Below are 22,890 nucleotides of genomic sequence, written 5' to 3' on the forward strand. Positions count from 1 at the left end.
CTATCGACCGCTACTGTTGCTGGGCGCTGCCTGGGCTCGCTGGTCAGCAAGACAGGCCCGGTACAGCTCCGAATATCTTTCTGTGCCCGCATCCAGGGAAAAGACCGCCAACGCGGTGTCCCGGCAGCGTGCGGCCAGCGCCGGGTCCGTCTCCAGGTCTCGCAAGGCGTCGAACGCTTCATACATGGCTTCCTTCGACAAATCCTCGACGATGACACCCACCCGGTGCTCCTCGACGATCTTCGCCACGTCGCCGACGCCTCGGTTGGCCACGACGGGAAGGCCGCTGCCGAGGACCTCCGCCATGCGGGTTGGCGAGCTTCCGAGTTTGCTCAGGCCATCTGTAAAGAACATGATCGACACGGTGTGCGCGTGCAGCGCCGCTGGCATCTCGGCGGATCTTCGTGAGGCTATTGTCAGCCGCTCGCCGATTTCTCCCTGAGGGTCGATCTGTGCGCGAACCGCTTGGGGATCGTCCCGGGTCAGGATCTCGAAGCGCGCCGCCGGATCGTGCTCGGCCGCGGTTCCGATCCAAGCCTGAAGCCAGTCCGTCTTGAACCATCCGCTGAGCAGTGTCCCGATGCAGCCATGAACCAGCCTTGCCGGCGCGTTCTGGGCGGGGCGAAACCGGTCGAGGTCCGCGCAGGTGGGGATGACCGTAATCTCCTTGTCACGCAATTCATCCGGGTAGGTCCGCCGCAGATGGCCGACAGCCGCCTCGGTCAGCGAGACGATGCCGGCGGCGTGCTTCAGGCAGGCGCGTTCCGCCGCCGTGATGAAGCGATGCATCCAGCCACCTCGTCTGAGTCGTCCGGCGGTGATGAGTTCCTCCGGCCAGAGCGCGCGCATGTCGAAGATGAAGGGCACGCCAGTGACCCGATGAACCAGGAGGCTAACGGCGGCAGGGATGTAGGATCGAGCATGGATCAACCTGATCCCCCTCCGGCGCACCTCCCGATGCACAAGCCAGACCATGCGCACCATGCTGAGGGCCGGAGCCACCACCTTGGGGTGTGGGCGAAACACTTGGGGCAACCAGGTGATACCATGTGCCTCGCAATCAGCCCAGGCGTGCGCGACGGCCTCCTCATCGGCCCAATCCTCGGCCTTCTCGTAGGTGATCAGCGTGATGGCGTATTCGCTGGACAGTCCGCGCAGGTAAGGGATCACTTGGCTCTGGCCGAGGGGCTCGAGAAGGCCATTGCGGGTGAGGTAGAGGGTGGGGGTCATGTCAATCCAAGCGCATCGAGGTATTTGCGAGCGGCGATCGCAGGAGAGAAGTCGGCCGCGCGCCGTTTCAAAGCCTCCGGGTCATGTTCTTCGGCCAGCGCAGTCTTCATCGCCATTGCCAGCGCATCGACATCGCCGACCGGCGTCAAGCGACCCCACTTGCCTCCCTCGAGGATCTCGCTGGGGCCCGAAGGGCAATCGGTGGAGACGACGGGCGTGCCGGTTGCGAGGGCCTCGACGATCACATTGCCGAAGCCTTCGTAGTCAGACGACAGAACGAAGAGGTCTGCGGTCTCGTAGAAGGGGTTCGGATCGCTCTGGAAGCCTGGGAGGATCACACGGTTTCCGACACCAAGCTCTTTGGCCAAGCGCTCCAATTCCGGCCGCAAAGCGCCATCTCCGAGTATCACGAGGGTCGCATCGGGGTCAGTGAGGCGGGCGAAGGCGCGGATCAGGAGAGCCTGGTTCTTTACGGCCTTCAGGTTGCCGACGGAGAGAATGCGTTTTCCGGCGCTTCTCCAATATGCAGCTCCGTCCTGAGGTGAGCTCGGTGGTTGCACTGGGCGCGGAGAGATCGGATTATAGATTGTGGTGAACTTGCCTCGATCCAAACTCGACAAGCGCGCTATGTCACGACACACGCCGTTGGACACACCAACCCGCGCGTCCGCCAGCCGGTAACCAAGTGCAGTAGACAACCTGAGGGCCGCTAAGTTGCTTCGTCCCCAGTCGCGATACTGCGCTGATAAGATGCCGTGTTCCGAAATAAGCACCCGTGCGCCAACACCCGACAGCTTGACGGCCAAAGGTGCAATAGAAGTCAATGGCCACATTGCGGCCATGACCGCTGTAGGACGGGATGCCTTCAGGTGGCGGATCAGAGCGCAAGGCATGGCTCGGGCGCGCGGAGATTGAAGATCGACAACGGGGAAGTCCTCACGCGCTTCTCCGACCAGTTCGCCTTTCGCTGACATCAGAACGAATTCGACATGGTGGCCAAGGCGCTTGAACTCATGTCCAAGAACGAGACTAAGCCGCTCGACGCCTCCGCCGCGAAGATCGGGAAGTAGAAATGCCAATTTCATTTTTGGCCCAATTTTAACCTAAGAGCCCCAGATTTTGCTCTTGAAAAGAAAACTGGTCCCGCTAAGCGAACAACCCATGTCATACAGCTCTTAATGCCGTGCACATGGCGGGCGGCGCCTATGCGACCCAAAAGACCGTCTCTGCCAGTAATTAGGATAATCTTATAGTTTTTCAGGCGTCTTTTTAGCCTCTTTCTGACACGCGCCAAATCCTCGGTTGATGCGCTGGAAGAATCGATGAGCTCCAATAGGTATGGATAAAACTTTACACAGGACGAGGCAAATCTGACTCTGCGTCTCTCGGCTTCGAGTATGTCGCGCGCGTCGGTATTCACTTGGTGGGAAGAAGCAGAGGTGCGCGAGGTGCGATAAAAAACTTCTGCTGAAGCGACCTGTTCAATCAGGAAAGAGTTCAAATTCAACAGGCACGTTGCCAATGCATCCTCATTCAAACTTTTGTTCTTACTCATCGGGACGTTGCGAAAAAACTCAGTGTCATATGCGGCTGAGTAGCCAGGGACGTGCCTTACCACGCCGTTGTGTCTCATTGGACTACTAACGCCGGAAAACAGCTTCTGAGTTGGGGCGTGAGGCGGAATGATTTCGGTAGTGGAGAGTGGCTTTCCTGTGTCGTCAATCAAGATATGTCCCGAATAGAGCGCCATTGCGCCACTGGCAATCCAAGCAGCAGTAAGAACTGCGGACCTTTCCGGTTTCGAAATATCATCACCCGCAGCTACGATTAGTAGGCCGCCAGAAGCTTCTCGAGACACAGCAATAAGATGATCTACTGTCCCGATATTTGATGAATTTTTTCGAGATATGACACGGTGTGGCCCCTCATACGCCGCCGCCATCTCCTGCATAATCTCGAACGTCCTATCCGTCGAGCAATCGTCTGAAAGGATGATTTCGAGCGGCTCGTAGGTCTGCGAGAAGGCCCCCTCGATCGCCTCACGAATATAGTCTTCCTGGTTGTAGGCAAAGAGGGCAAAGGTGACGAGCGGGCGTTGGGTAGGGGGTCTCTCAGTCATGGAGCTGTCCTGATGGGCCATCCGGCCCGTTGGAAAAAGAAAGTGAGGCGTCCGGCCAGGCGCCCTTCGGGGCCGGTTTTCGCCAGCACGGTGCGCAGACCCAGAATGCCTGTCGCCGCGCCGAGGAGAGGGGCTGCAATGAATGCTGCGGGTTGGTGTATTGTCGCCAGTATCAGCAACGCGCTTCCCAGCGCGACGTGGAGGAGAAGAAGGTTTCGTGTCAGGGCGGTCATTCTATATCGGTGCAGATATCGTGCTTGAATGTAGGCCGTTGCGAAATAGACGATGTACCCCGTAACAAAAGCGGTGGCCGTGATAGTGAGGCCATACTTGGGAAGCAACAGAAAAATCAATGTAAGGAAGACGATGTTGAAAGAGGCTTCGAGCAAGACGTAAGTCTTGGCCTTTGCTGCTGCCACCACTGAAAAGCTGAGGGACCAACTCGCAAGCTTGAAGATATTTCCGACCGACTGCCATTGCAGGAGTTCAACCGCAGGTGAAAACTCACGAGAATACAGTAGCGAAATGACCCAAGGGGCCCAACCGATCAGCACCAGCAATACCGGCCCACCGATGGCAAGGCCGAGTTGTGCTTGGTCATTCATGAGTGCGACGGCAGCCGGCTTGTCCGCGATCACCTCCGTCAGACGTGGATAGTAGTCGGCGGACATCGAGCTTAGCAGAAAGCCGACGTAGGTCATCGTGATGCCCCATGCGGCTGCGAATTGTCCGGCGGCCTCCAGCCCGAGGTTCTGTGTAATCTGACCACGAACGACGAGCAGGGTCGCAGTCGTCATGAGGCCGCCAAGCATGAAGGCAAAGCCCAGTCGCGCCATAGGAAGCCAGATGGATGGAGTATCGCGCAACCTCGGTGCGGGGGCGGCGGCCTGCGGCACGCGGCCGACGAACCAACGCGCAGCGATCAGGTTAAACAAGGGCTGCGCCAGGACGAACCAGATCAGGCCTGCTTGCCCGAGCGTCAGTACCGCGGCGAGGCCTACGACCGTAGCTGCGAACGCCCCCAGAACCGTAACCCGCCCGAGATCTCCGATCCTGCGCAGGCCCTGCAACAACGCAGTATGCGCTGCTGCAAGCAGGGCAAGCAGAATGGCGATGCCGACGAGGCCGACATTGGTTGCGTATGCTGGATCTTGGAAGAGCCACTCTGCGATCTGATCGCGCAGGAACCACACGCAGGCCATTGCCAGGCCACCCTGCGCCAGATGCGCGAGCAGGAGGACCCGCTTCACTCGAGACAGCGCTTCCGCGTCGTCACGAGCGGCGGCGATCTCTCGAACGCCGCTGTTTTGCATGCCGAGGCCGGCGACCTGCGCCACCAGGCCCTGGAGGCTGGTGTAGAGGCTCAGAAGGCCGATCCCATTGGGTCCGAGCAGTACCGCAAGTATCTTTTGGCGGAAGATCGACAGGGCGATGTTCACGACTTGAGTTGAGCCAATAATCATCATGGACCGGATCAGCCCACGCGAGTTCATTGCGCTGGTATCAGTCACTCGCGAGGGCCCGTCATTTCGATTACTCCCCACACGTCTTTGACGGTGAGTTGTGGCCCCATGGGCAAACTCAGAACCTCATCTGCCAACCGTCGGGCGAGCGGCAGCGCATCAGGTTCGATGCCCAGTGATCCATAGGCAGACTGCATGTGTGGCGGGATGGGATAATGTATGAGGCTGCCGATGCCCTTATCCGCCAGGTGCGCTTGCAATTCGGACCGCTTTTGTGTGCGAACGACATAGAGGTGCCAGGCCGGCTCCGCCCAGCTGGGAACCGAAGGCAAAACAAGGTCGCTCCCCTTCAAGCCTTCTTGGTAGGCCGCAGCCAGCGTCCTGCGTCTCTCCGTCCATTCCTCGAGATGGGCGAGCTTAACCCGCAGCACCGCCGCCTGGATCGGATCAAGCCGCGAGTTGGCACCCTGCACCTCGTTCACGTATTTTTCCCGCGAGCCGTAGTTGCGCAGCAGGCGGATGCGCTCGGCAATACCCGCGCGGTTGGTCGTCACCGCACCCGCATCGCCAAGCGCGCCAAGGTTCTTGCCCGGGTAGAAGCTCCAGCAGACGACGTCGCCGTGGCTGCCGATCTTCCGCCCCTTGTAGCGGGCGTCATGTGCCTGAGCGGCGTCTTCGACCACGGCCAGATCGTGACGCCGGGCGATCTCAAGGATCGGATCGAGATCAGCTGGCTGGCCATACAGGTGAACGGGCAGGATTGCTTTCGTCCATTCGGTGATTGCAGCCTCGATCAGGGTCGGGTCGATATTGTGGGTCGCTGGGTCGGGCTCGACGGGGACGGGCGTCGCGCCAACGGCGGAAACGGCGAGCCAGGTGGCGATGTAGGTGTTGGACGGCACGATCACCTCGTCGCCGGCGCCGATATCGAGCGCCTTGAGCGCGAGTGTCAGTGCATCGAGCCCGTTTGCGAGACCGACCGCATGCTCGGCGCCGCAGAACTCGGCCCATTCCGCCTCGAATGCGTCGACCTCCGGGCCGAGTATATACCAGCCGCTTGCCAATACCCGCTGAACTGCTGCATCGATCTCCGGCTGGAGTTCCCGGTAGGCGGCACCGAGGTCAAGGAAGGGAATTGTCATTGGCGGTTGGCCCCTACGGCGGTCATGAACGTATCATAATCGCGATAATAATCGTTCTCGTCGTAACGATGCGATGCGATGACCATGCAGACCGCACCTTGGCTGAAGCGGTCCATCTCGCGCCAGATCATCCTACTGATATAGAGCCCCTTTCGAGGGTCGCGCAGCCAGTATTCGGATTTCTTGTGGCCGTCGTCGACCTTCATGCGGAAGCTTCCCGATAGGGCGAAGACGACTTGCTCCAGCTCCTTGTGGGCATGTCCGCCGCGCTCGGCATCGACCGGAACGTTGTATAGGTAATAGACCCGAGCGATGTCGAAGGGCAGGTGGTTCCCGCCTTCGACGAAGGTCAGGTCGCCACGGGGGTCGTGAATTTGCGGCAAGCCGATTGTACGGATGCCATCAATAGGTTTCCTGGAGGTTTCCACTATGTCACACAACCTTTCCGCTCAAATTTCGGAAGTTATTCAGGAGATCGGTCCACTCCGGATGGTATTCTTCTGCGCCTCGGCCAAACTTGTCCTTCAAATCTAACCGAGCGCCAAAGTTAAGCAACATTTCGACGATCTCTGACTTTCTGTCTTCCGCTGAGCCGGAGAGGGCATACATAAGCGGCGTGGTACCGTTACAGTTGCTCCAGTTTGGGTCCGCTCCAGCCTCTAACAATAGCCGGCACAAGGCTTGATTGCCGGTGTAGGCTGCGCGGATTAGTGGTGTCCATCCCCGCCTATCTGTCATGTTGATATTAGTGATGTCGAGGTGGTCGGTCTGACGGTCGGCAGTAGCAAGAAACCAATCAAAGTCCGTGCTGCGCGTCAGGCGGAGGTCGTAGTCGATCGTCGCAACCGTCAGGATGTCTTCACTCTTGTCGATCACTCTCCCTGGTGCTTTATTACTCCGCTTGGGCAAAATCTTCCAGCCGCCTACTTCCATTCCGTGGATGGTGGGTGTCTGATATTCTCGAAATGAGTATGCCCTCAATTGGCGCACCACTCCTTCTGCGGTGTCCTTCAATGAGATACTCAGGTGACTGTAGTCGATTGAACTCTTCGAGTAGTAACTGGAGCCTCGAGCCGGCTGGGGCATCGCCTCAGGCGGGTCGTCACCTACTAATTTATCAACGTGCTCCGAGAACAGTTGTGATCCAGCGCGCATGTATGAGAAATACAGATCTCTTGCAGTGAACTCATCGCGCAATTCAAAGACGCTTTGGGCAATAATGGGCCCAGTGTCGATGCCATAGTCGATTTCGTGCAGGGTAGCGCCTACCCGACAGGCTCCATGCAGAATTGGGAGAGCGGAAGTGAACATACCTTTGTATGCTGGCAACGCAGAGAAGTGAATGTTGTATAGGCGGTCCGTTTTGAAAGCGCCAGGTCGCAGTATTTTATCAAATTCGAGCGACAAGAATACCAATCCATCGGTATCCTGAGCGCGCGTCAAATCGACTATTTCGACACCGAACTCTTTAGCGAATCTGATCAATGAAGGCTGCCAGTTGCTACGACCATCGTCGGTTTCATTCGGACAAACTACCAGTCGTTCTTTCCAGCCCCGGCCCAACAAATCACAGAGCGCATCGACTGCGATCTGGTTCTTTCCCGCAATACAAATTCTGCGCGCTGTTGCCATGTTCACAACCTCAGATCACTGGCGTCGTGAGGCAACACGCTCTTCAGGTCGCAGAGGATGCTCGCCGGTTTGCGCCAGGCGGTGAAGGCGTCCGGGCCGCCGGCCCGGAACGTGTCATGAGCCACCGCCAGGACGACGCCGTCATAGGCCCCCGCCGCAGGCTCATCGACCAACTCGATGCCGTATTCCGCCCGTGCCTCCTCAGCGCCAACCCATGGGTCGTGCACATCGACCCGCACGCCATAGTCTCGCAGTTCGGCCACAACATCCACCACCCGCGTATTCCGCAGGTCCGGACAGTTCTCCTTGAACGCGAGCCCCATCACCAGTACGCGCGCACCCTGGACCTGAATACGCTTCTTCAGCATCGCCTTCACCATCTGCCCCGCGACATAGGCCCCCATCCCGTCATTGATCCGCCGCCCGGCGAGGATCACCTGCGGGTGGTAGCCCATCGCCTCGGCCTTGTGGGTGAGGTAGTAGGGATCCACGCCGATACAGTGCCCGCCGACGAGGCCCGGGCGGAATGGTAGGAAGTTCCACTTGGTCCCCGCCGCGTCCAGCACCGCCTGGGTGTCGATCCCCATCTTGTTGAATATGATGGCGAGCTCGTTCACCAGCGCGATGTTCAGGTCCCGTTGGGTGTTCTCGATCACCTTGGCGGCTTCGGCTACCTTGATACTCTCGGCCTTGTAGGTGCCCGCGGTGATGATCTCGGCGTAGAGCGCGTCGACCTTCTCCGCGATCTCGGGGCTGGAGCCTGAGGTCACCTTCTTGATGTTCGGCAGCCGGTGCTCCTTGTCGCCCGGGTTGATCCGCTCTGGGCTGTAGCCGCAGTAGAAGTCCTCGTTGAAGGTGAGGCCCGAGACGCGCTCAAGCACAGGCACGCAGTCCTCTTCGGTCGCGCCGGGGTAGACCGTGCTCTCGTAGATCACGATGTCGCCCTTCTTCAGCACGCTCCCGACGGTTTCGGAGGCCTTGAGGAGCGGCGTCAGATCGGGCCGCTTGTGCGCGTCGATCGGGGTGGGGACGGTGACGATGTAGATCGAGCAGTCGGCGATGTCGGAGGTGCTGGCGGCGAAAGAGAGTTGCGTGGCGGAGGCCAGCTCCTCGGCCGAGGTCTCGCGCGTGCGGTCGTGGCCGTCCTTCAGCTCGGCGATCCGCGCTTGGTTGATGTCGAATCCCACGGTTGGGCGGATCTTGCCGAACTCCACCGCGAGAGGGAGGCCGACGTAGCCCAAACCAATGATGGCGATCTTGTCTCTTGCCTCACTCATGCAATTACTTCCCGTAATACTCCCGAAACCAAGCCACGAACCGCCCGATCCCGTTCTTGAAATCCGTCTGCGGCCGGTAGCCGGTCAATTCCTGCAGCAAGGTCGCATCGGCCCAGGTGGCCGGCACGTCGCCCATCTGCATCTCCATGTAATTGCGCTGCGCCGTCTTCCCGAGCGCCTCTTCGATGGCATCCACGAAGTCGAGCAATCGGACCTTGTCGGAATTGCCGATGTTCACCACCCGGAAGGGTGCGGCGGGCGAAAGCGAATCCCAGGCGGGGATATCCTTGCGCGAGACAGGCCGCTCGGGCACGGCGTCGATCAGCAGGCGGATGCCGCGCACCAGGTCGTCGACATAGGTGAAATCACGATACATGTCGCCATGGTTGTAGATGTCGATCGGGCGGTCATCGAGGATCGCATCGACGAACTTGTAGAGCGCCAGGTCCGGCCGCCCCCAGGTGCCGTAGACGGTGAAGAAGCGGAACATCGTCGTCGGCAAGTTCCACAGGTGGGCATAGGAATGGCCCATCGCCTCGTTCGCCTTCTTGGTCGCGGCGTAGATGGTCAGCGGCGTGTCGGCCTTCTCGGTCTCGGTGAAGGGCATCTCCTCGTTCGCGCCATAGACCGAGGAGGTGGAGGCCATCAGAAGGTGCTTCACCTCGAGCCGGCGGGCGGCCTCCATGACGTTGAAGGTGCCGATGACATTGGCGTCGATGTAGGCGCGCGGGTTCTCGAGGCTGTAGCGCACCCCGGCCTGGGCGGCGAGGTGGACGATGACATCGGGCCGAAACTCGTCGGCCAGAGCGTCGAAGGTCGCCTGATCCTCCAGCATGCCTTCCTTGGCCGAGAAGTTCTCGTTCTGAAGCAGCATGGCATGGCGGCGCTGCTTGAGGGTGACGTCGTAGTAGTCGGTCATCCCGTCGTAGCCTTGGACGCGGAAGCCCTCGGCCAGAAGAAGCTTCGCCAGGTGGAAGCCGATGAAGCCGGCGGTGCCGGTGATGAGGACGCGGGGAGCTTTGGTCACTTTATACCTTTCAGCCTACCCAGCAGGTATCCTGGCAAGGTTGGATGATACCATTGGCGGCTTTTGTCATTCGGGTTTACCGTGGGGCGCAATTCGATACTGCCCGGAAAGTCGTCCAGGATCTCGCGCAGTTTTGGCAGGGCAGTGGCTTGCTGCAACAATGGATAGCTGGCGAAATTGTCTTCGACGGAGGGCTTCGTGCGCAGATGGCGCAGGACATCCCCAGTATCCACTCCGCGGTCAACCTGGTGAATGGTCACCCCGAAGTTTTCGGCGTCGCCGGTCCGCAGCGCCCAATACCCACCATGAACACCGCGGTATTGCGGGGTTATGCCAGCGTGGATGTTGATGACCGGGCAACCGGCCGCTGCAAGGGTCCGTTCACGGATGATCCGTGTGCCGTTCACGAGCACCACGTCAGGCCGAGCCTGAGACAGGATTTCGGCGACCACCGCGTCATTGATCGTATCGACCTGCGTTTCCTCGCCCGTGGCTGGCGTCGTGCGAAGATCATGTTCCTCTGCGAGCCGTGACCGCCGGCCGGCGCTTTCTCTGCGCAAGAGCGGCGCGAGCAACGCCAAGAATGCGAGTTGCCCAACGACAACCGCCGTGCCAAGGCGGCGGCGCCGGTGCTTGAGCATTGCCAGTTTGCTCACCGGCTTCTCGACGATGGTCATCACGTCGTTGAAGCCCGCGTCGGCGAGATAGTTCCTGAGGATATCCGTGGACGTGCCCGGGGTAGCCAGGATGCAGATCTTCATGAGAGCGCGCCCATGGTTCGGGATTGCATCCCATGCTCATCGCGAAGGGCCCGGTAGTGTGTAAGAACGGTTTCCAGCACGCTCATGTTCGCTTCGGGGTCTCGTCCGAAATTATGCGGATGCCACCAAAGGTGGAAGCTCTGTCCGGCTCGGGCGGCCTGCGTCATTCCCCTGCAGACGGTTCCGACATGCAAGGGGTGAAGCCGCGCCAGGCGGCCAACGCAGGGGCGCAGAAAACGGCTGGCGCGATCCTCCGCCGGCAAGTTCAGAGGGTCCGGGCCGAACACATGGCTGCCAAGCGCGCCTGTGTGTGCGTCCAGCAATCTGACCGCTCTGCGTAGCGGGGTCTGCTGCTTGCTATTGGCCGATCTGTAAGCCCAACCTGCGGGGTTGCCGCGATAGACCTCAATCCCTCTGTCTTGGCAAACTTTCAGGTTCTCGGGCCCGAACTGGTTCCGGGGAAAAACGATGGATTTCAGCGTCACGCCACGGCGACGGGCGATATCTTGCGCCGCACGTAGATCGGCATCGAATGCTGCAGCAGTGGCCCCGGTCTCCAGACAGTAGAAGTGCGAGAAGGTGTGCGTGCCTATCTCTTGCCCGGGGGTCTCCTGAATGCGTTCAATGATGGATGCGGCGAAATAATAGGGGTCGCGCCGCTCGTCTTCACCCACCTCATCGAGATAGGTATAGTTGGACAATTTCGGATCGTCATAGGCTGGTCGTTCCTCCGGCAGAACCGACAGGAGCTCTTCCTTGCTCTCGCAGAACAGGAAGCCGACCGTCGCCCATGTCGCCTGAATTTCGAACTGGGCGAACAGGTCCAGAATGGCCGGGATGGCCTCTCTCGCCCCGAGAACGTTTCCGCCGTAGGAGGCCTTGTCCGAATGGTCCCGCACACCCCAGAGCAACTCGAAGTCGAGCGAGATTGCAAACTGCCCGGGCCCGGTCATGCCGACTTCCCCTCGTCGATCTCGCTTTGCAACGCCTCGATCTCTGCCCGCAGCGCCTCGTATTCCGCCCGTTTCCGCGCCAGGAACCGCCGGGTGAGGGCGGCCTTGGTGGCGATGCCGCGGGGCGTCAGGATATAGGCGTAGCGGCGCTTGTCTGGGTTGGCCGAGAAGTTGCCGAGCTTGACCATGCCCTTGTCGACCAGCGCCTTGAGCTGAAAGTTCACGCTGCCGAGGCTGACGCCGACCGCGCGCGCGAGGTCGCGCTGGCTCATCTCGGGGCTGTCGTCGAGCAGGCGGAGGAGGCGGAACCGCATGTCTTCCTGCGTGGCATCACGGCGATCTGTCATGGATGCGTCATCATAACAGGGCAGGGAACGGCTACCGCACAAGAGCTGGCCGAGCCATCTCCTGCGGAGTGCGATTTCGAGGTAAGACTGGTCAGGGTCATATCGTTCAGGAATGAACGTTATATGCTGCGGCGCCACATAGCAAGTGGATCGGATTGAATTCAACTTATGCAGGATTCTGGGGCCAGTCAGCCCGGGCTTCGGAGCCAGCTACCGGCCCGTCATCCGGTAGGCGATCTGCCCTATACGCTCTCGGACAGCGATGGCGAGCACATCGAGGTTGCGCGTCAGGTTCCAGCCGATGCGATCGCCGAAGCGGGCAGTGCGATAGTCGACCGGCCAGGCGACGAGGCCCGTCCAGCCGGCCTGCTCGAAGCTGCGCATGGCGCGCGGCATATGGAAGGCGCTGGTGACGAGCAGCCAGGTCTTGCCAGAGGCGGGGGCGGCAAGGGCGAAGCCGAGACGGGCGTTCTCGGCGGTGTTGCGGGATCGTCCTTCAAAGATCATGCGCTCGGCCGCGAGGCCCTGGCGCAAGAAGAATCGCTCGGCCATCGCGGCCTCGGTGATTTCGGCGCCGGCGGCATCGCGCAGCGCGCCGCTGCCGCCGGCAAAGAGAAGGCGGGCCTCGGGGAATTCCCGTGCGAGCGCCAGGGTCGCCGTGTAGCGTTCGCCGCCCTCGTTGAGCTGCATCTGGCCCCAGAAGGCGCTGGCCCGCGCATCCTCGCCGCCGCCGAGCAGGATGATGCCTTCCACATCATCGAGCCGTGGCTCTGCTGCATAGCGCGTCTCGATCGGGCGCAGCATGAAATCCCCGAGTGGCAGGATCGCGAGCAGCACGAGGCTGACGAAGGCGAGCCCGGAGACTCCGAGTGCCAATCGGCGCCGGTGCGTGACCAGAGCCAGCAGGATGACCGCAAGGGCGATCACGACCCAGGTGTCGGCTCGCAGGAGGGTTCCGACCAGTTTCGACAGGATGAAGAAGGCGGTGTCCATCAGAACCCGCGTCCGGTCATCTCCGAGGTGGCGCGCTCGTAGGCGGCGACGATCAGCGCCTCGTCATATTGGGCGACCATCTTGGCGCGACCGGCAAGGCCCATCTCGCGCTGCGCGCTCGCCTCCATCGACAGGAACCGCCGACAGGCTTCCGCGAGGCTCGCGCCGCTGCGCACCTCGCAGAGGAACCCGTTCGCGTCGTGGTCCACCACCGCCGTGCAGCCGGGCACGTCGGTGGCGATCAGAGGTCGCGCCATGGCCGCCGCCTCGATCAGCGTGCGCGGCGCGCCCTCGCGGTAGGAGGGCAGCACGATGCAGTGGGCCTCGGCTATGTGGGGGCGAACGTCCGGCGCGGTGCCGAGGTAGTCGATGATCCCCTCGGCCTCCCATTCCGCTACCTCCTCGCGGGAGATGGCGGTGCGGTTCTCGGAATCCGGTGCGCCGAGGATCTGGAAACGAGCGTTTGCCCCCTCGGCCTTCAGCGTCCGTGCGGCCTCGACGTATTCCCGAGCGCCCTTGTCGCGCAGCAGGCGCGCAATCATCAAGAAGCGGGTCTCCTTGCCCTCGGGGTAGGGCGCCCTGGCGAAATGCTCCAGATCGATCCCGGACCCGGGCAGAACCTCCGCCTGGTCTTCGCGCACCAGCCGGCGGGAGAGGAACAGCCTCCGGTCATCCTCGTTCTGAAAGAAGACTTTGGGCAGAGGCCGGAACGCGTGGCGATAGAGAGTCTCGGCCACCCGCTGGAGCGCCCCGCCAGAGAGGAAGGCCGTGCCCAGCCCGGTGACATTCGGCAGAAAGGGCACCCCGCATCGCCGCGCGGCCATGGCGCCGAAAAGGTTGTTCTTGATCGTGTAACTGAACACGATGTCTGGCCGCTCCTGCCGGAAGGCGCGCAGAAAGGCGCGGCGCAGGCGCAGCCCTTCCAGCGGGTTGAGCCCCTTGGCCGACATCTCCAACGGCAGGACCCGGCAGCCCATCTCTTTCAGCATTTCCACGCTGTCATCGGGCGGCGCAAGAACGGTAACGCGGTGGCCCTTCGACAAAAGCGCTTTCAGAACGGGCTGGCGGAAGTTCCAGACGTTCCAGGCGGCATTCACGGTCAGCATCACGTTGAGAGGCTGTGCTTCGGCGCTCGATTGCGGTGCCATGGAAACTCGCGCTGATTGGTCTTCTGGTGGTCGCCTGCCAAGTCCTATTGGCGATCCCGCCGCGAGGCCAGATATATTTTCCGCCCGCGCGGGGCGCCTCCCACTTCCTCGAAACACACTCATTCGAGGAGACCACCCCTTGCCGAAAGACATCAATACCGCGCCGCCCGCCGATCCCGGTCGTCGCTTTCTGGACCATTCGCTGAGGAAGCTGCGCCGCGAGGGCTATCGCAGTGCTGCGGCGCCCTCGCCCGGCCGGCGGCCGTGGAATGCGGTGTCCGAGATGGAGAGGCTGGAGGTTCGCCCCCAAGGCGATGGCTGGATTGCCGAGCTTGGATTCAAGACGCGCTGGGGCAGGGCAGGGGTGTTTCTGCGGGTGCCGGCCCGGGGATGCTTCCCGAGCCGGCGGCAGGCGGAGGTGGAGGCGCGCAATGCCCTGCGCCGGCTGATGCGCCGCAGGGACGGCCCAGACCTCACGCCCCCTTGCCGTTGAAGGGCAGACTCCCGGTGTCCGGTGCCCTGTCCTCGGGCGGGGTCGCCCTGGCGGCCGCCGCCTCGGCAAGATCCTGCAGCACCTCGCGCAACGGGAAGGCCTCGCGCTCGCGCGGCTTCAGCCGGCCGTGCACGAGGCCCGCGATCCGTTTGCGCTCGTTCGGGGGCAGGGTGGTCAGCCAGTCGAGAAAGGCATAGCCGAACAGGATCTTCCTGCGGGTGTCGCGCTTGCGGTGCTGTGCGGCGGCTCGCGCCTTCGCGTCGGCCAGTTTTGCGCGTTCCCGCGCGATCTTCTCTTCCAGCGCAGCGATCTGTTTTTCCACGGGTGTCATCGTCATTTCCTTTCGGTTCGTGTCGCCGAAGGGGAAATGCGGCCCCGGGGCCCGTGCCGCTCCCAGGACGTTTCCTGCGTGCCCGATGGCGGCAAAAAGCGCCCCGACCGAGCCTGAAAAAAAGGCGAAGGGCGCGGTTACGCAACTCCGGTGGAGTTGCCGCGCGCCTGCGGCGGGCTTTCTTCCGAGCGGGGCCGGGCAGGGGGCGCCACCTCCTCGGCATGAGACACAAAGCCTCCCGCCTCGAGATCAAGATCCGCAACCGCGCCAACACGCCCTCCATCGTCGCGGCCGCCGCTTATTGTGCGGGCGGGCGCTACCGCTGCGACCGCACGGGGCAGGTAAAAAACTATTCCCGTCGCCGCGATGTCGTCTCGGTCGAATCCATCAAGATGCCCCATGACCCGGAGCGGATCTGGAACCTCGCCAGCGCGGCGGAGAAACACCCCCGCGCCCGGCTCGCCCGTGAAATATTGGTGTCGCTGCCGCACGAGCTACCGCTCGAGACGCAGCGCGTTCTGGTGCGCGGGTTCTGCCTGTGGCTGCACGACCGCTACGGGATTTCGTCCATGGCGGCGATCCATCACCCGCTTGCCCATGGCGTCGATAACGAGGTCGTCGCCGACATGATCCCGCAGGTCGAAGGGCGGAAAAAGACAGCCAAGCCGCGCAAGGACGAGCGGGGGAACGCGCTCAATCACCACGTGCACATCCTCTGCCCCACGAGGTCTTGGGACGAGGAAACACAGAGCTTCGGCGAGAAAATCCGCGACCTCGACGACGTGAAAACCGGCCCCGGATGCGTCCGCCAGATCCGCGAGGAATGGCAGCGGCGCGTCAACCGGCATCTGGAAAAGGTGGGCGTGGGGCCCCGCGTCGACCTGCGCAGCTACGAGGCAGCGGCGGCCGCCGGCGACGCGCCCGAGGGGCTGACCCCGCAGCCCAAGCTCGGGCCCCGTAATGCCGCGCGCGGCCGGCGGCGAGAGCAGGAGACGGGGCGCGATGACAGCTTTCTGGGGCAGGCCCGCGCGAAGACCCGCGCCGCGAACGAGAAACTTTGGCAGAGCTGGCTGATCCTGCGGGATGCCGAACGCGAGAAGGCGCGGCTGGAGACATCCCAACGGATCGCCGCCGAAACCGAGGCGGCGCGCCGTGCGGAGGCCGCCAAGGCCGAGGCGAAAATCGACACCGCCGAAACCGCCGCCGCCCGCGCCGCGGCCATCGAGGCCGCCCCCCACCTCGACGCGCTCGATCCGCAGCAGGCCGCGATCGCTTGGGCCGAAGGCAAGGTCAAAGCCGAGATCGACCCGGATAGCGACCGGATCCTCGACCCCGAAACGGAAACGGCGGCCACCCCGGAAACAGGGCAGCCGCCGAAATTCGTGATGAGCAAGAGGGAGAAGAAACGCGCCCGCCCGCCGCGCCAGAGGCAGAGGGTGAGGGGCGGCGGGTGAGAGCGCGATGGCGTGATGCCAACCCGGGAAGCCGCTCAGTCGTCGAACCGACGATGCGCCTCGTCAACTTCCCGCTCTCTTTGCATTCGCTTACGGCGGTCGTCGGGAAACTCGCCGAAGAGCACGAAATCCTCGAACAGCCAGATCGAGTTGAAGTCGTACTCGGGGTTCCCTTCGGAGTAGTCGTTCAGCTCCCGCGCGAGCCTCTTGTATTGCGCCCGGTCGAGGTCGCGGCGCGCGACCACCTTGAAGTTGTCCACCAGGAATGCGCGGTAGGAATCGCGGCCCAGCATGGTGACATGGCCGGTCAGGAAGGACCGGCCGATGCCGTATTGCAGATCGAGAACTTTCTTTGCCATGTCGAATGCCTTTCGTTTGGCGTGGATGTCGCGCCGGGATTGGCGCTGCCGCCTGCGCGGCGGATGAATTGTCGGGGTGCCGGCCCCGGTCAGCCCCGCCGCCAGGGCGCGCGGGCGACCGTGTCGACGAGGCGGCGCTGCCGGGTGTCCAGCCGCTGCCATGCATCGCGGAAATTGTCGTAGTCGCCGGGCAGCAGATCCAACCGGCTGAAGGCGAGCGCGACGGCGATGGTCTCGCTGGTCGAGAGCGGGCCGATCTCCTCGTCCACCTCGGCGCCGTTCAGGATCCGCCGGCAGGCGCCGGTGTCACCGCCTCCGGTGCCGTTGGTGACCTCGGCCAGGGCGGCCTCATGCGCGGCTTTCTCCGCCTTGGCGCGGCGGAGCATGTCGAGTGCGTCATCCATGGATGTCTTCCTTCTTGTGAAGCGCGGCGGCCGGGGATCGGCCGCCTGAGAAGGATTTCGGAACCTCTTGGATTGCGCGGAAATGATCGGCGGCATTTTCTTGCATCGAGAGCTGACCCCACGAGCGCCGCGCGTCGAGGCCGAGCGCGCGAGGCACCCTCCACCCGGTCACTGGGTCTTCGAGACCTCTTCGCCATCCGGCGCCTCCCTCTTGCGCCGGCCACGTTTCGGCCAGGGCTCGCCCCATATGTTGAACAGTGGGAAGCCCTCCCGCAGCTCGGCGTGGTAGGCCCTGTAGTTGTAGATTGCCCGGGTCTCCTCGGGCGCATTGGTCGCCGTGTGGTAGTGATCGTCGCCGTAGATTTCGGAGTGTGCGACGTCTTCGCTCTCCGCGTGCGCGCGCTCCGCGCACAGCAGTTCACGCAGGGGTTCGGCTTGCTTGATGGCCTGCATCCGCTGGTGCTTTGACCCGGCGCTTTCGCGTTCCTCCATCTCAGCGTTTGCGAGCAGGCCGAGGAAGGCCTCCTGCAGATGACTCGTGGACAGGTTGGGCGAGCCTATGCGCGGGCGACAGCGCGTCTTCAGCGCCTCCAGCGCGTCGTCGTCCAGATGTGCCAGCTCGCGCCCCCACTTCAGGCGGCGGGCCACCGCGCGGCGCAGCCACTCCTGGGTGACGTCTTCCTCGAGGCTGTAGTGCAGGCTGGCGAAGCTGTACCAGCGGACCGTCACCTCGAATTCCTCGGGATGGGACCGCTCGAGGCTCGTGGAAAGTGATTTGAAGGTGCCGCGCGCGTCGAAGTGGAGCCGGGCGAAACACGTCACTTCGTTCTGGCTCAGTGCGTGGCGCAGCTGGTCCGAGACGGAGGCGTTGAGCTGGAGCTTCAGCCGCGCCGCTTCGAGAGCGACCATGCCCGGCAGGAGTGCCGGGAGGCCGACGGGGAGTACATGCATCGGGAGTTCCTTTCTGTGATGCAGGGCGGCCGGGGATCGGCCGCCTGATCAGGATCTCGGAACGTGCGGGGTGGCCCGATGACGATTGGCCATATGACTTAACGTCAATTTCCGGGCAGGGCCGGCCGGACGTAGGTCCTGCCCATGGATCTCTCGCAGCACCACAGTTTCAGCAGCACGCGCCCCGCCGCCGCGCATATGCCGGCCGAGGCCTACCTGCGCCTGCTGCATCCGCTGGGCGCGCGAGGCTCGGCCACGCTGATGCTGCTCGAAGCCGACAGGCGCTGCGCCCGTACGTATCGCCCCGATGCGCTGCCCTTCGCAGCTCTCAACTGGATCGACAGGTCCGCCTACGTCACCCTGCATCGCTTCCACGGCACTCGCTCCGGGGGGAAACTGGCGGCGCTCAACGTGCTGGCGTTGGATCTCGACTATCGGACCATGCCGCAATGGCGCGGGGCCGCGCCGGGGAGGGTCGCTCAGGCAGTGCAGACGGCGGCGCAGGGCCTCGGCCTGCCGCTGCCGTCGGTAGTCACCGACACCGGCCGGGGCCTCGCCGTCCTCTGGCTCATCCACGAGTTGGCCGGTGCCGCCGCGCCGCGCTGGCGGGCGGCGCAGCAGTGCCTGATCGGGCTCTTTTCCGCCTTCGGGGCCGATCGCTCCTGTGGCGACGCCGCCCGCATCTTCAGGCTCCCCGAGACGATCAACGCGAAATGCGGCCGCATCGTCACCGTCATCGACGGCACCCTGCGCCGCCACGATTTCGACGCGCTCGCCGACGCGATTTACACCGCCGCCGGACGACCCACCCGGGCGGAGCTTGGCCAACGGAAGGCCGGCAAGGCGAAGCGGAAGGCCAAGCCGACCGGCGGCCCGCGCGGCCTCGCTCCCGCCGGCCGCTTCGCACAGGTGCGCGCCGACCTGATGGCGCTCGCCAGCCATTGGGGTGGGCAGGTGCCGGAGGGGCTGCGTAACACTTGGCTCCACCTGGTCGCGACCTGCCTCACGCATCAGCACGGAAACCTCGATATGGCCGCCGAGGTCGAGGGTGCCGCGCGCTACTGTGCCGGCCTGTCGCCCGCCGAGGTCGCCGCCGTGATCCGCGCGGCGGAGCGGCGCCAGAAAGGCGAGCAGGATCGGTACTTCTATTCGGGCGAGCGGATGGCCGAGATGCTGGGCGTCTCCGACGATCTCGCCCGCCGCCTGCATCTCAAACAAATCCATTCCGAGGCGGAGAGGGACCGGCGGCGGCTGGAGAGAGAGGCCGGCCGCCGTCGCGCGAAGGGGATGGCAACGCGCGAGGACTACCTCGCCGTCCATGCCACCTCCCGGGAAAAACCATGGGAGGCGCACGGCTATTCCCGCGCGACCTGGTATCGCCGGGGCTGCCCGCCGGCGCCTGCCGCGAAAACCGCCGAACCGGCGCGCCCGGCCATGCGCACCCAGCGTGAGACAACTCCGCCGCCGCCACAGGGGGGCTTGCCACGCCGCAGGCCCCGGCCCGCCCTCTCAGCAGGGCACCAGCCCCTCCACCCATCCCCCGAAGCCCCACGAAACCGCCGCCAGACCCCCGCGCAACCGGCCCCGACCCGGCCCGACACCCGCCGAAGACCACCCGACAGCCTGCCGGACCTGTCGCCGACAGCCGAAGAGATCGCGCTGGCCGAGGAGATCTTCCCGGGGACAATACCGGCCCCCAACCCCCTTGCCGCCGCACGCGCCGCGTGACGCGCAGCGGCAAGGGGCTCTGGGGCCCTGATGGAAGAGCTGCCGTCGTTTCCCTTCACGACAGGAGCCAAGATGTTCGACCAACAACCCCACGAATGGCAGCAGGATCTCACACTCGGTGATGTAGTCCTCTTTCGCTTTCCCACCACCGAAGATCTCCCCGAGGGCGAGGCGCCGAAGATGCGGCCCTGCCTCGTTCTCGACACGCCCCGGCTTGCCGGGAAGAGCTTCGCCAAGCTCGCCTACGGCAGCTCCGCCTACGGCAAATCCAACCGAGGCCGCGAGGTGATCGTCCGGCAGGAACCTTCCATCGCCGCCGCGGGCCTCAACCGACCCTCGCGATTCACGCTCGACCGAAGCCTGCTCGTCAGCCTCGATCACCCCGGCTTCGAAGCCGAGAAGCACGGCGACCCCCGCATCGGCCGGCTGGACGAGGGGCTGATGGAGCGGCTGCAAGCCCTGCGCGCCCGGATGCAGGCCGATGCCGACATCGCCGCCGACCATCGCCGGGCACGGCGCGAGGAACGCCGCCGCTGGCAGGCCGAGGGACGCGCGGTGGCCCGGCACAATCGCGCCCTCCTGCAGGGCCGCGCCGTGGCGGGAGGTGCCCGATGACCGGCGCCGAGACCTCGCCCACCGTCGAAAACCTCGCCGCCGAGGCGCTCGCCCTGGCCCGCATCGCCGCCACCGCCATCCGCGAGGATGTGCTCCACCGGCTGGCGCCGCAGGAACGGACGGGGCCGGAGCGGCTGCTGCGGCTGTTCGATGCGCGCGAGATCTTCGACGCCCCGGCGCTCGATCACCTCGCCAGCCTCGAACGACGGCTGGTGGAGCGGATCACCGAAGGCACCGTCATGGTCGACAGGTTCGAAGGCGGCGAGGGCAACGTCTCTCCCGCCTTCTGGCAGGAGCCGAGGATGACCGAGGAGGCCGACGCCCTCTCGAACGCCCTCGCCGTCATCCTCGAGCTCAATTTTCTTCTCGAGGCCATCCAGGACCGGCTCGCCGCCGAGGCCGCTATCGAAACCCTGCGCCAAGCCCTCTGATCCCCGGAACATGCAGTGAAATCAACTGCATGACGGCGCGCCGGCAGTCTCCCTGCTGCTCCCGGCCGGCGCGCCGGACCGGAGATAATGAACCCTGGTCAAAGTTCCGACCGGCTGGCCCGGACCGCTCGCACCTCCTGCGTACAAGCAACGCAAAAAAGGATGAAGCAATGCTCGACACCCTTTCTTTCAACCCCGGCATGCCGCCCCTGATGACCGGCGCGGAACTGGCAGAGATGATGCGCTACTCCGGCGTCACCTCGGCCTTCCGTCACTCGCTGAAGATGCTCGGCATCACGCCCGTGCCGGGCCGGAACGACATCTACGATCCGCTCCTCGTGCGGCATCGGCTGAACGTGGCGCAGGGCATGGTGCCGCCGGCCTCCGGCGCAAGCGGCGTGGCGAACGCCGACAAACCCCTGAGCAAGACCCAGCAGCGGAGGAACCGTAATGGCAAGAAATGAGAACAAGACCCGCATCGTCGGCGTGCACCGCGTCACCAAGAAACTCGCTGATGGCACAATGCGGAAGTATCACTACGTCTTCCGCGGCAGCGGCACGTGTTTCTGGGATTCGGACCAGGAATTCGACGAGTCGGATCCCCGCTATGTCACCGCCTATGATGCCGCCCTGCGCGGGCTGAGGGTGACTCCCAAGGTGGTCGAGAACTCGACCGCTTCGGTGCTGGAGCGCTATCGCGACTCCCGCGAGTTCCGGAAGCTCAAGCCCCGGACCCAGAAGGACTACAAGCTCTTCCTCAACGCATTCGAGGCCGAGTTCGGTGAGGATCCGATTTCGCTCTTCGAAGAGGCGGAGTCCCTGGGCGAGATCCGCAAGTGGCGGTCCGACAAATGGGGCCACTCGGACAAGCGCTACGACTATGCCGGAACCGTGGTGACGACCTTCCTCAACTGGTGCGTCAACCGTGACGCGGCCATCAAGGTGCATTTTCACACGGGGCAGATGAAGCTCTACAAGTCCGACCGGTCCGACAAGGTCTGGCTCCCGGTCGAGATCCAGATGCTTCTGGAGCAGGCCACCCCTGACGAGAGGCGCATCGTCATCGCGTTTTCCGAAGGCGGGCTGGCGCCGCAGGATGTCGGCCTTCTCCGGCGCCGGCATGTCCAGAACACGCCCGAGGGGCGCCGCCTGTTCTTCCGTCGGCAGAAGACGAACAATCCGGTCAGCATTCCGGTGACGGAGGCGCTCGGGGAGCTGATCGACACGATGCCGGAGGGGCAGGACCTGCTGGTCACCTCGCTCACCGGTCTGCCTCTCACGTCGGAGCGGGCCTCGCAGGTCGTTCGCGACCTCAAGGATCGGCACAACGCCAAGGTCGACGCGGGCGATTTGCCAGTGCGGATTCGGGACGAGCTGCGGCCCTACGACATGCGCGGCACGGCGGCGACTTCTCTCCTGCGGGCGAACTGCTCTCTCAACGAGATCGCCGTCTGCATGGGCTGGGGCCTGCGGCACGCCGCGAATGTGATCGAGCGCTATGCGGCCCAGGTGCCCGAGGTGACCGATGAAGTGCACCGCAAGCTGAGGAAGGCTCGGAAGAAGGCCGAGAAGGCCGAGCGCAAGGCGGCCCAGAAAGCCGCGAAGCGCGGCGGGGCATGATTGCGCTGAACCAGGTGCGGGCCGACCTGACCCTGGCGGCGGCCTGGTGCGAGTTATGTCACCCCCGCATCGCGGGCCGTCCCGTCTACGGCCATGTCTTCGCGCTGCGCTCCGGCCGGACACGGGTGACGCCCATGGTCGACATCGGCGGGGCGGCGTTGGCCGAAGCCGAGGGGATCAACGCGCTGGCCAGTGCCTGCCTCGAACTCCTCGGCTATGCGCCGCTCGACTTCGGCGTGCAGCCGGACCGGATTCGCGCCACGCTGATCCGGATCGAGACCCGGTCGAACCACGACCGCGCCGCCGCGCTCCGCCACTTCTCGGGGTTGGGCCTCACCGGCTGACCGGACGCCAGGATCGGCGAAAACTCAAAGGCCGCGAGGAGAAATCCTCGCGGCCTTTTTGCATGTCT

Annotated in this window: 26 protein-coding genes; 8 read left to right on the forward strand and 18 right to left on the reverse strand. The window is 63.7% G+C overall.

Translation table 11 applies throughout. The features are described 5' to 3' along the window. The 14 genes from G5A46_RS09595 to G5A46_RS09660 form a co-directional block, all read right to left on the reverse strand. Complete coding sequence (locus G5A46_RS09595; RefSeq protein ID WP_163849190.1) at positions 1–1,230, reverse strand: glycosyltransferase; 1,230 nt, start codon at positions 1,228–1,230, stop codon at positions 1–3. Then, positions 1,227–2,315, reverse strand: coding sequence for a glycosyltransferase (locus G5A46_RS09600; protein ID WP_163849191.1), 1,089 nt, complete (start codon positions 2,313–2,315; stop codon positions 1,227–1,229). Before G5A46_RS09600 ends, G5A46_RS09595 begins: the two co-directional genes overlap by 4 nt. After that, the gene (locus G5A46_RS09605) at positions 2,312–3,349 is read right to left on the reverse strand and encodes a glycosyltransferase family 2 protein (protein ID WP_163849192.1); all 1,038 of its coding nucleotides are present in this window, start codon (positions 3,347–3,349) and stop codon (positions 2,312–2,314) included. Before G5A46_RS09605 ends, G5A46_RS09600 begins: the two co-directional genes overlap by 4 nt. Next, complete coding sequence (locus G5A46_RS09610; RefSeq protein ID WP_163849193.1) at positions 3,346–4,860, reverse strand: O-antigen translocase; 1,515 nt, start codon at positions 4,858–4,860, stop codon at positions 3,346–3,348. Before G5A46_RS09610 ends, G5A46_RS09605 begins: the two co-directional genes overlap by 4 nt. Beyond that, the gene (locus G5A46_RS09615; protein WP_163849194.1) at positions 4,857–5,954 is read right to left on the reverse strand and encodes a DegT/DnrJ/EryC1/StrS family aminotransferase; all 1,098 of its coding nucleotides are present in this window, start codon (positions 5,952–5,954) and stop codon (positions 4,857–4,859) included. Before G5A46_RS09615 ends, G5A46_RS09610 begins: the two co-directional genes overlap by 4 nt. Further along, positions 5,951–6,382 carry a sugar 3,4-ketoisomerase gene (locus tag G5A46_RS09620; RefSeq protein ID WP_239520720.1) on the reverse strand — a complete coding sequence of 144 codons (432 nt, stop codon included), beginning with the start codon at positions 6,380–6,382 and terminating at the stop codon, positions 5,951–5,953. The genes G5A46_RS09615 and G5A46_RS09620 overlap by 4 nt, the downstream gene beginning before the upstream one ends. A 4-nt stretch (positions 6,383–6,386) precedes the next feature. After that, complete coding sequence (locus G5A46_RS09625) at positions 6,387–7,586, reverse strand: ankyrin repeat domain-containing protein (RefSeq protein ID WP_163849195.1); 1,200 nt, start codon at positions 7,584–7,586, stop codon at positions 6,387–6,389. Between the two features lie 2 nt (positions 7,587–7,588). Beyond that, the gene (gene tviB, locus G5A46_RS09630) at positions 7,589–8,863 is read right to left on the reverse strand and encodes a Vi polysaccharide biosynthesis UDP-N-acetylglucosamine C-6 dehydrogenase TviB (RefSeq protein WP_163849196.1); all 1,275 of its coding nucleotides are present in this window, start codon (positions 8,861–8,863) and stop codon (positions 7,589–7,591) included. Between the two features lie 4 nt (positions 8,864–8,867). After that, positions 8,868–9,890, reverse strand: a complete 1,023-nt coding sequence (locus G5A46_RS09635; protein ID WP_163849197.1) for a GDP-mannose 4,6-dehydratase — start codon at positions 9,888–9,890, stop codon at positions 8,868–8,870. Continuing rightward, positions 9,887–10,651: a formyl transferase gene (locus tag G5A46_RS09640; protein WP_163849198.1), complete on the reverse strand. Its 765-nt coding sequence runs from the start codon at positions 10,649–10,651 to the stop codon at positions 9,887–9,889. The genes G5A46_RS09635 and G5A46_RS09640 overlap by 4 nt, the downstream gene beginning before the upstream one ends. After that, positions 10,648–11,604, reverse strand: a complete 957-nt coding sequence (locus tag G5A46_RS09645; protein ID WP_163849199.1) for a polysaccharide deacetylase family protein — start codon at positions 11,602–11,604, stop codon at positions 10,648–10,650. The genes G5A46_RS09640 and G5A46_RS09645 overlap by 4 nt, the downstream gene beginning before the upstream one ends. Then, entirely contained in the window at positions 11,601–11,951 is a 351-nt protein-coding gene (locus G5A46_RS09650; RefSeq protein ID WP_163849200.1) for a MarR family EPS-associated transcriptional regulator, read from the reverse strand. The genes G5A46_RS09645 and G5A46_RS09650 overlap by 4 nt, the downstream gene beginning before the upstream one ends. Before the next feature lie 210 nt (positions 11,952–12,161). Beyond that, a complete protein-coding gene (locus G5A46_RS09655) occupies positions 12,162–12,944 on the reverse strand; it encodes a YdcF family protein (protein WP_163849201.1) in 783 nt (260 codons plus the stop codon). Continuing rightward, the gene (locus tag G5A46_RS09660; RefSeq protein ID WP_204318723.1) at positions 12,944–14,092 is read right to left on the reverse strand and encodes a glycosyltransferase family 4 protein; all 1,149 of its coding nucleotides are present in this window, start codon (positions 14,090–14,092) and stop codon (positions 12,944–12,946) included. Before G5A46_RS09660 ends, G5A46_RS09655 begins: the two co-directional genes overlap by 1 nt. Before the next feature lie 139 nt (positions 14,093–14,231). Here G5A46_RS09660 and G5A46_RS09665 point away from each other — a divergent pair, with 139 nt between their 5' ends. Further along, positions 14,232–14,585: a hypothetical protein gene (locus G5A46_RS09665; RefSeq protein WP_163849202.1), complete on the forward strand. Its 354-nt coding sequence runs from the start codon at positions 14,232–14,234 to the stop codon at positions 14,583–14,585. Here the strand turns inward: G5A46_RS09665 and G5A46_RS09670 are convergent. After that, positions 14,566–14,916: a hypothetical protein gene (locus tag G5A46_RS09670; RefSeq protein ID WP_163849203.1), complete on the reverse strand. Its 351-nt coding sequence runs from the start codon at positions 14,914–14,916 to the stop codon at positions 14,566–14,568. The genes G5A46_RS09665 and G5A46_RS09670 overlap by 20 nt on opposite strands. Before the next feature lie 53 nt (positions 14,917–14,969). Between G5A46_RS09670 and G5A46_RS09675 the strand changes: the two genes are divergently transcribed. Further along, positions 14,970–16,370 (forward strand): MobA/MobL family protein, encoded by a 1,401-nt coding sequence (locus G5A46_RS09675; RefSeq protein ID WP_163849204.1) that lies wholly within the window; start codon positions 14,970–14,972, stop codon positions 16,368–16,370. Between the two features lie 35 nt (positions 16,371–16,405). On the opposite strand, the gene G5A46_RS09680 is transcribed toward G5A46_RS09675, so the two are convergent. From G5A46_RS09680 to G5A46_RS09690, 3 genes are all read right to left on the reverse strand, one after another. Continuing rightward, positions 16,406–16,729, reverse strand: a complete 324-nt coding sequence (locus G5A46_RS09680) for a hypothetical protein (RefSeq protein WP_163849205.1) — start codon at positions 16,727–16,729, stop codon at positions 16,406–16,408. An 89-nt stretch (positions 16,730–16,818) separates the two neighbouring features. Further along, complete coding sequence (locus tag G5A46_RS09685; protein ID WP_163849206.1) at positions 16,819–17,133, reverse strand: hypothetical protein; 315 nt, start codon at positions 17,131–17,133, stop codon at positions 16,819–16,821. 168 nt (positions 17,134–17,301) lie between these two features. Beyond that, the gene (locus G5A46_RS09690) at positions 17,302–18,084 is read right to left on the reverse strand and encodes a hypothetical protein (protein ID WP_163849207.1); all 783 of its coding nucleotides are present in this window, start codon (positions 18,082–18,084) and stop codon (positions 17,302–17,304) included. A 144-nt stretch (positions 18,085–18,228) separates the two neighbouring features. Here G5A46_RS09690 and G5A46_RS09695 point away from each other — a divergent pair, with 144 nt between their 5' ends. The 6 genes from G5A46_RS09695 to G5A46_RS09720 all read left to right on the forward strand — a co-directional run bounded on the left by G5A46_RS09695 (position 18,229) and on the right by G5A46_RS09720 (position 22,822). Further along, the gene (locus tag G5A46_RS09695; protein ID WP_163849208.1) at positions 18,229–19,812 is read left to right on the forward strand and encodes a hypothetical protein; all 1,584 of its coding nucleotides are present in this window, start codon (positions 18,229–18,231) and stop codon (positions 19,810–19,812) included. Between the two features lie 72 nt (positions 19,813–19,884). After that, positions 19,885–20,427 (forward strand): hypothetical protein, encoded by a 543-nt coding sequence (locus G5A46_RS09700; protein ID WP_163849209.1) that lies wholly within the window; start codon positions 19,885–19,887, stop codon positions 20,425–20,427. Beyond that, positions 20,424–20,858, forward strand: coding sequence for a hypothetical protein (locus G5A46_RS09705; RefSeq protein ID WP_163849210.1), 435 nt, complete (start codon positions 20,424–20,426; stop codon positions 20,856–20,858). Before G5A46_RS09700 ends, G5A46_RS09705 begins: the two co-directional genes overlap by 4 nt. Before the next feature lie 170 nt (positions 20,859–21,028). After that, the gene (locus G5A46_RS09710; RefSeq protein WP_163849211.1) at positions 21,029–21,322 is read left to right on the forward strand and encodes a hypothetical protein; all 294 of its coding nucleotides are present in this window, start codon (positions 21,029–21,031) and stop codon (positions 21,320–21,322) included. Beyond that, the gene (locus G5A46_RS09715) at positions 21,309–22,478 is read left to right on the forward strand and encodes a tyrosine-type recombinase/integrase (protein ID WP_163849212.1); all 1,170 of its coding nucleotides are present in this window, start codon (positions 21,309–21,311) and stop codon (positions 22,476–22,478) included. The genes G5A46_RS09710 and G5A46_RS09715 overlap by 14 nt, the downstream gene beginning before the upstream one ends. Further along, positions 22,475–22,822: a hypothetical protein gene (locus G5A46_RS09720; RefSeq protein WP_163849213.1), complete on the forward strand. Its 348-nt coding sequence runs from the start codon at positions 22,475–22,477 to the stop codon at positions 22,820–22,822. Before G5A46_RS09715 ends, G5A46_RS09720 begins: the two co-directional genes overlap by 4 nt. Positions 22,823–22,890: the final 68 nt, after the last annotated feature.

Origin of the sequence: Pseudooceanicola aestuarii, from assembly GCF_010614805.1 — a bacterium.
GTDB classification, from domain to species: Bacteria; Pseudomonadota; Alphaproteobacteria; order Rhodobacterales; family Rhodobacteraceae; genus Pseudooceanicola; species Pseudooceanicola aestuarii.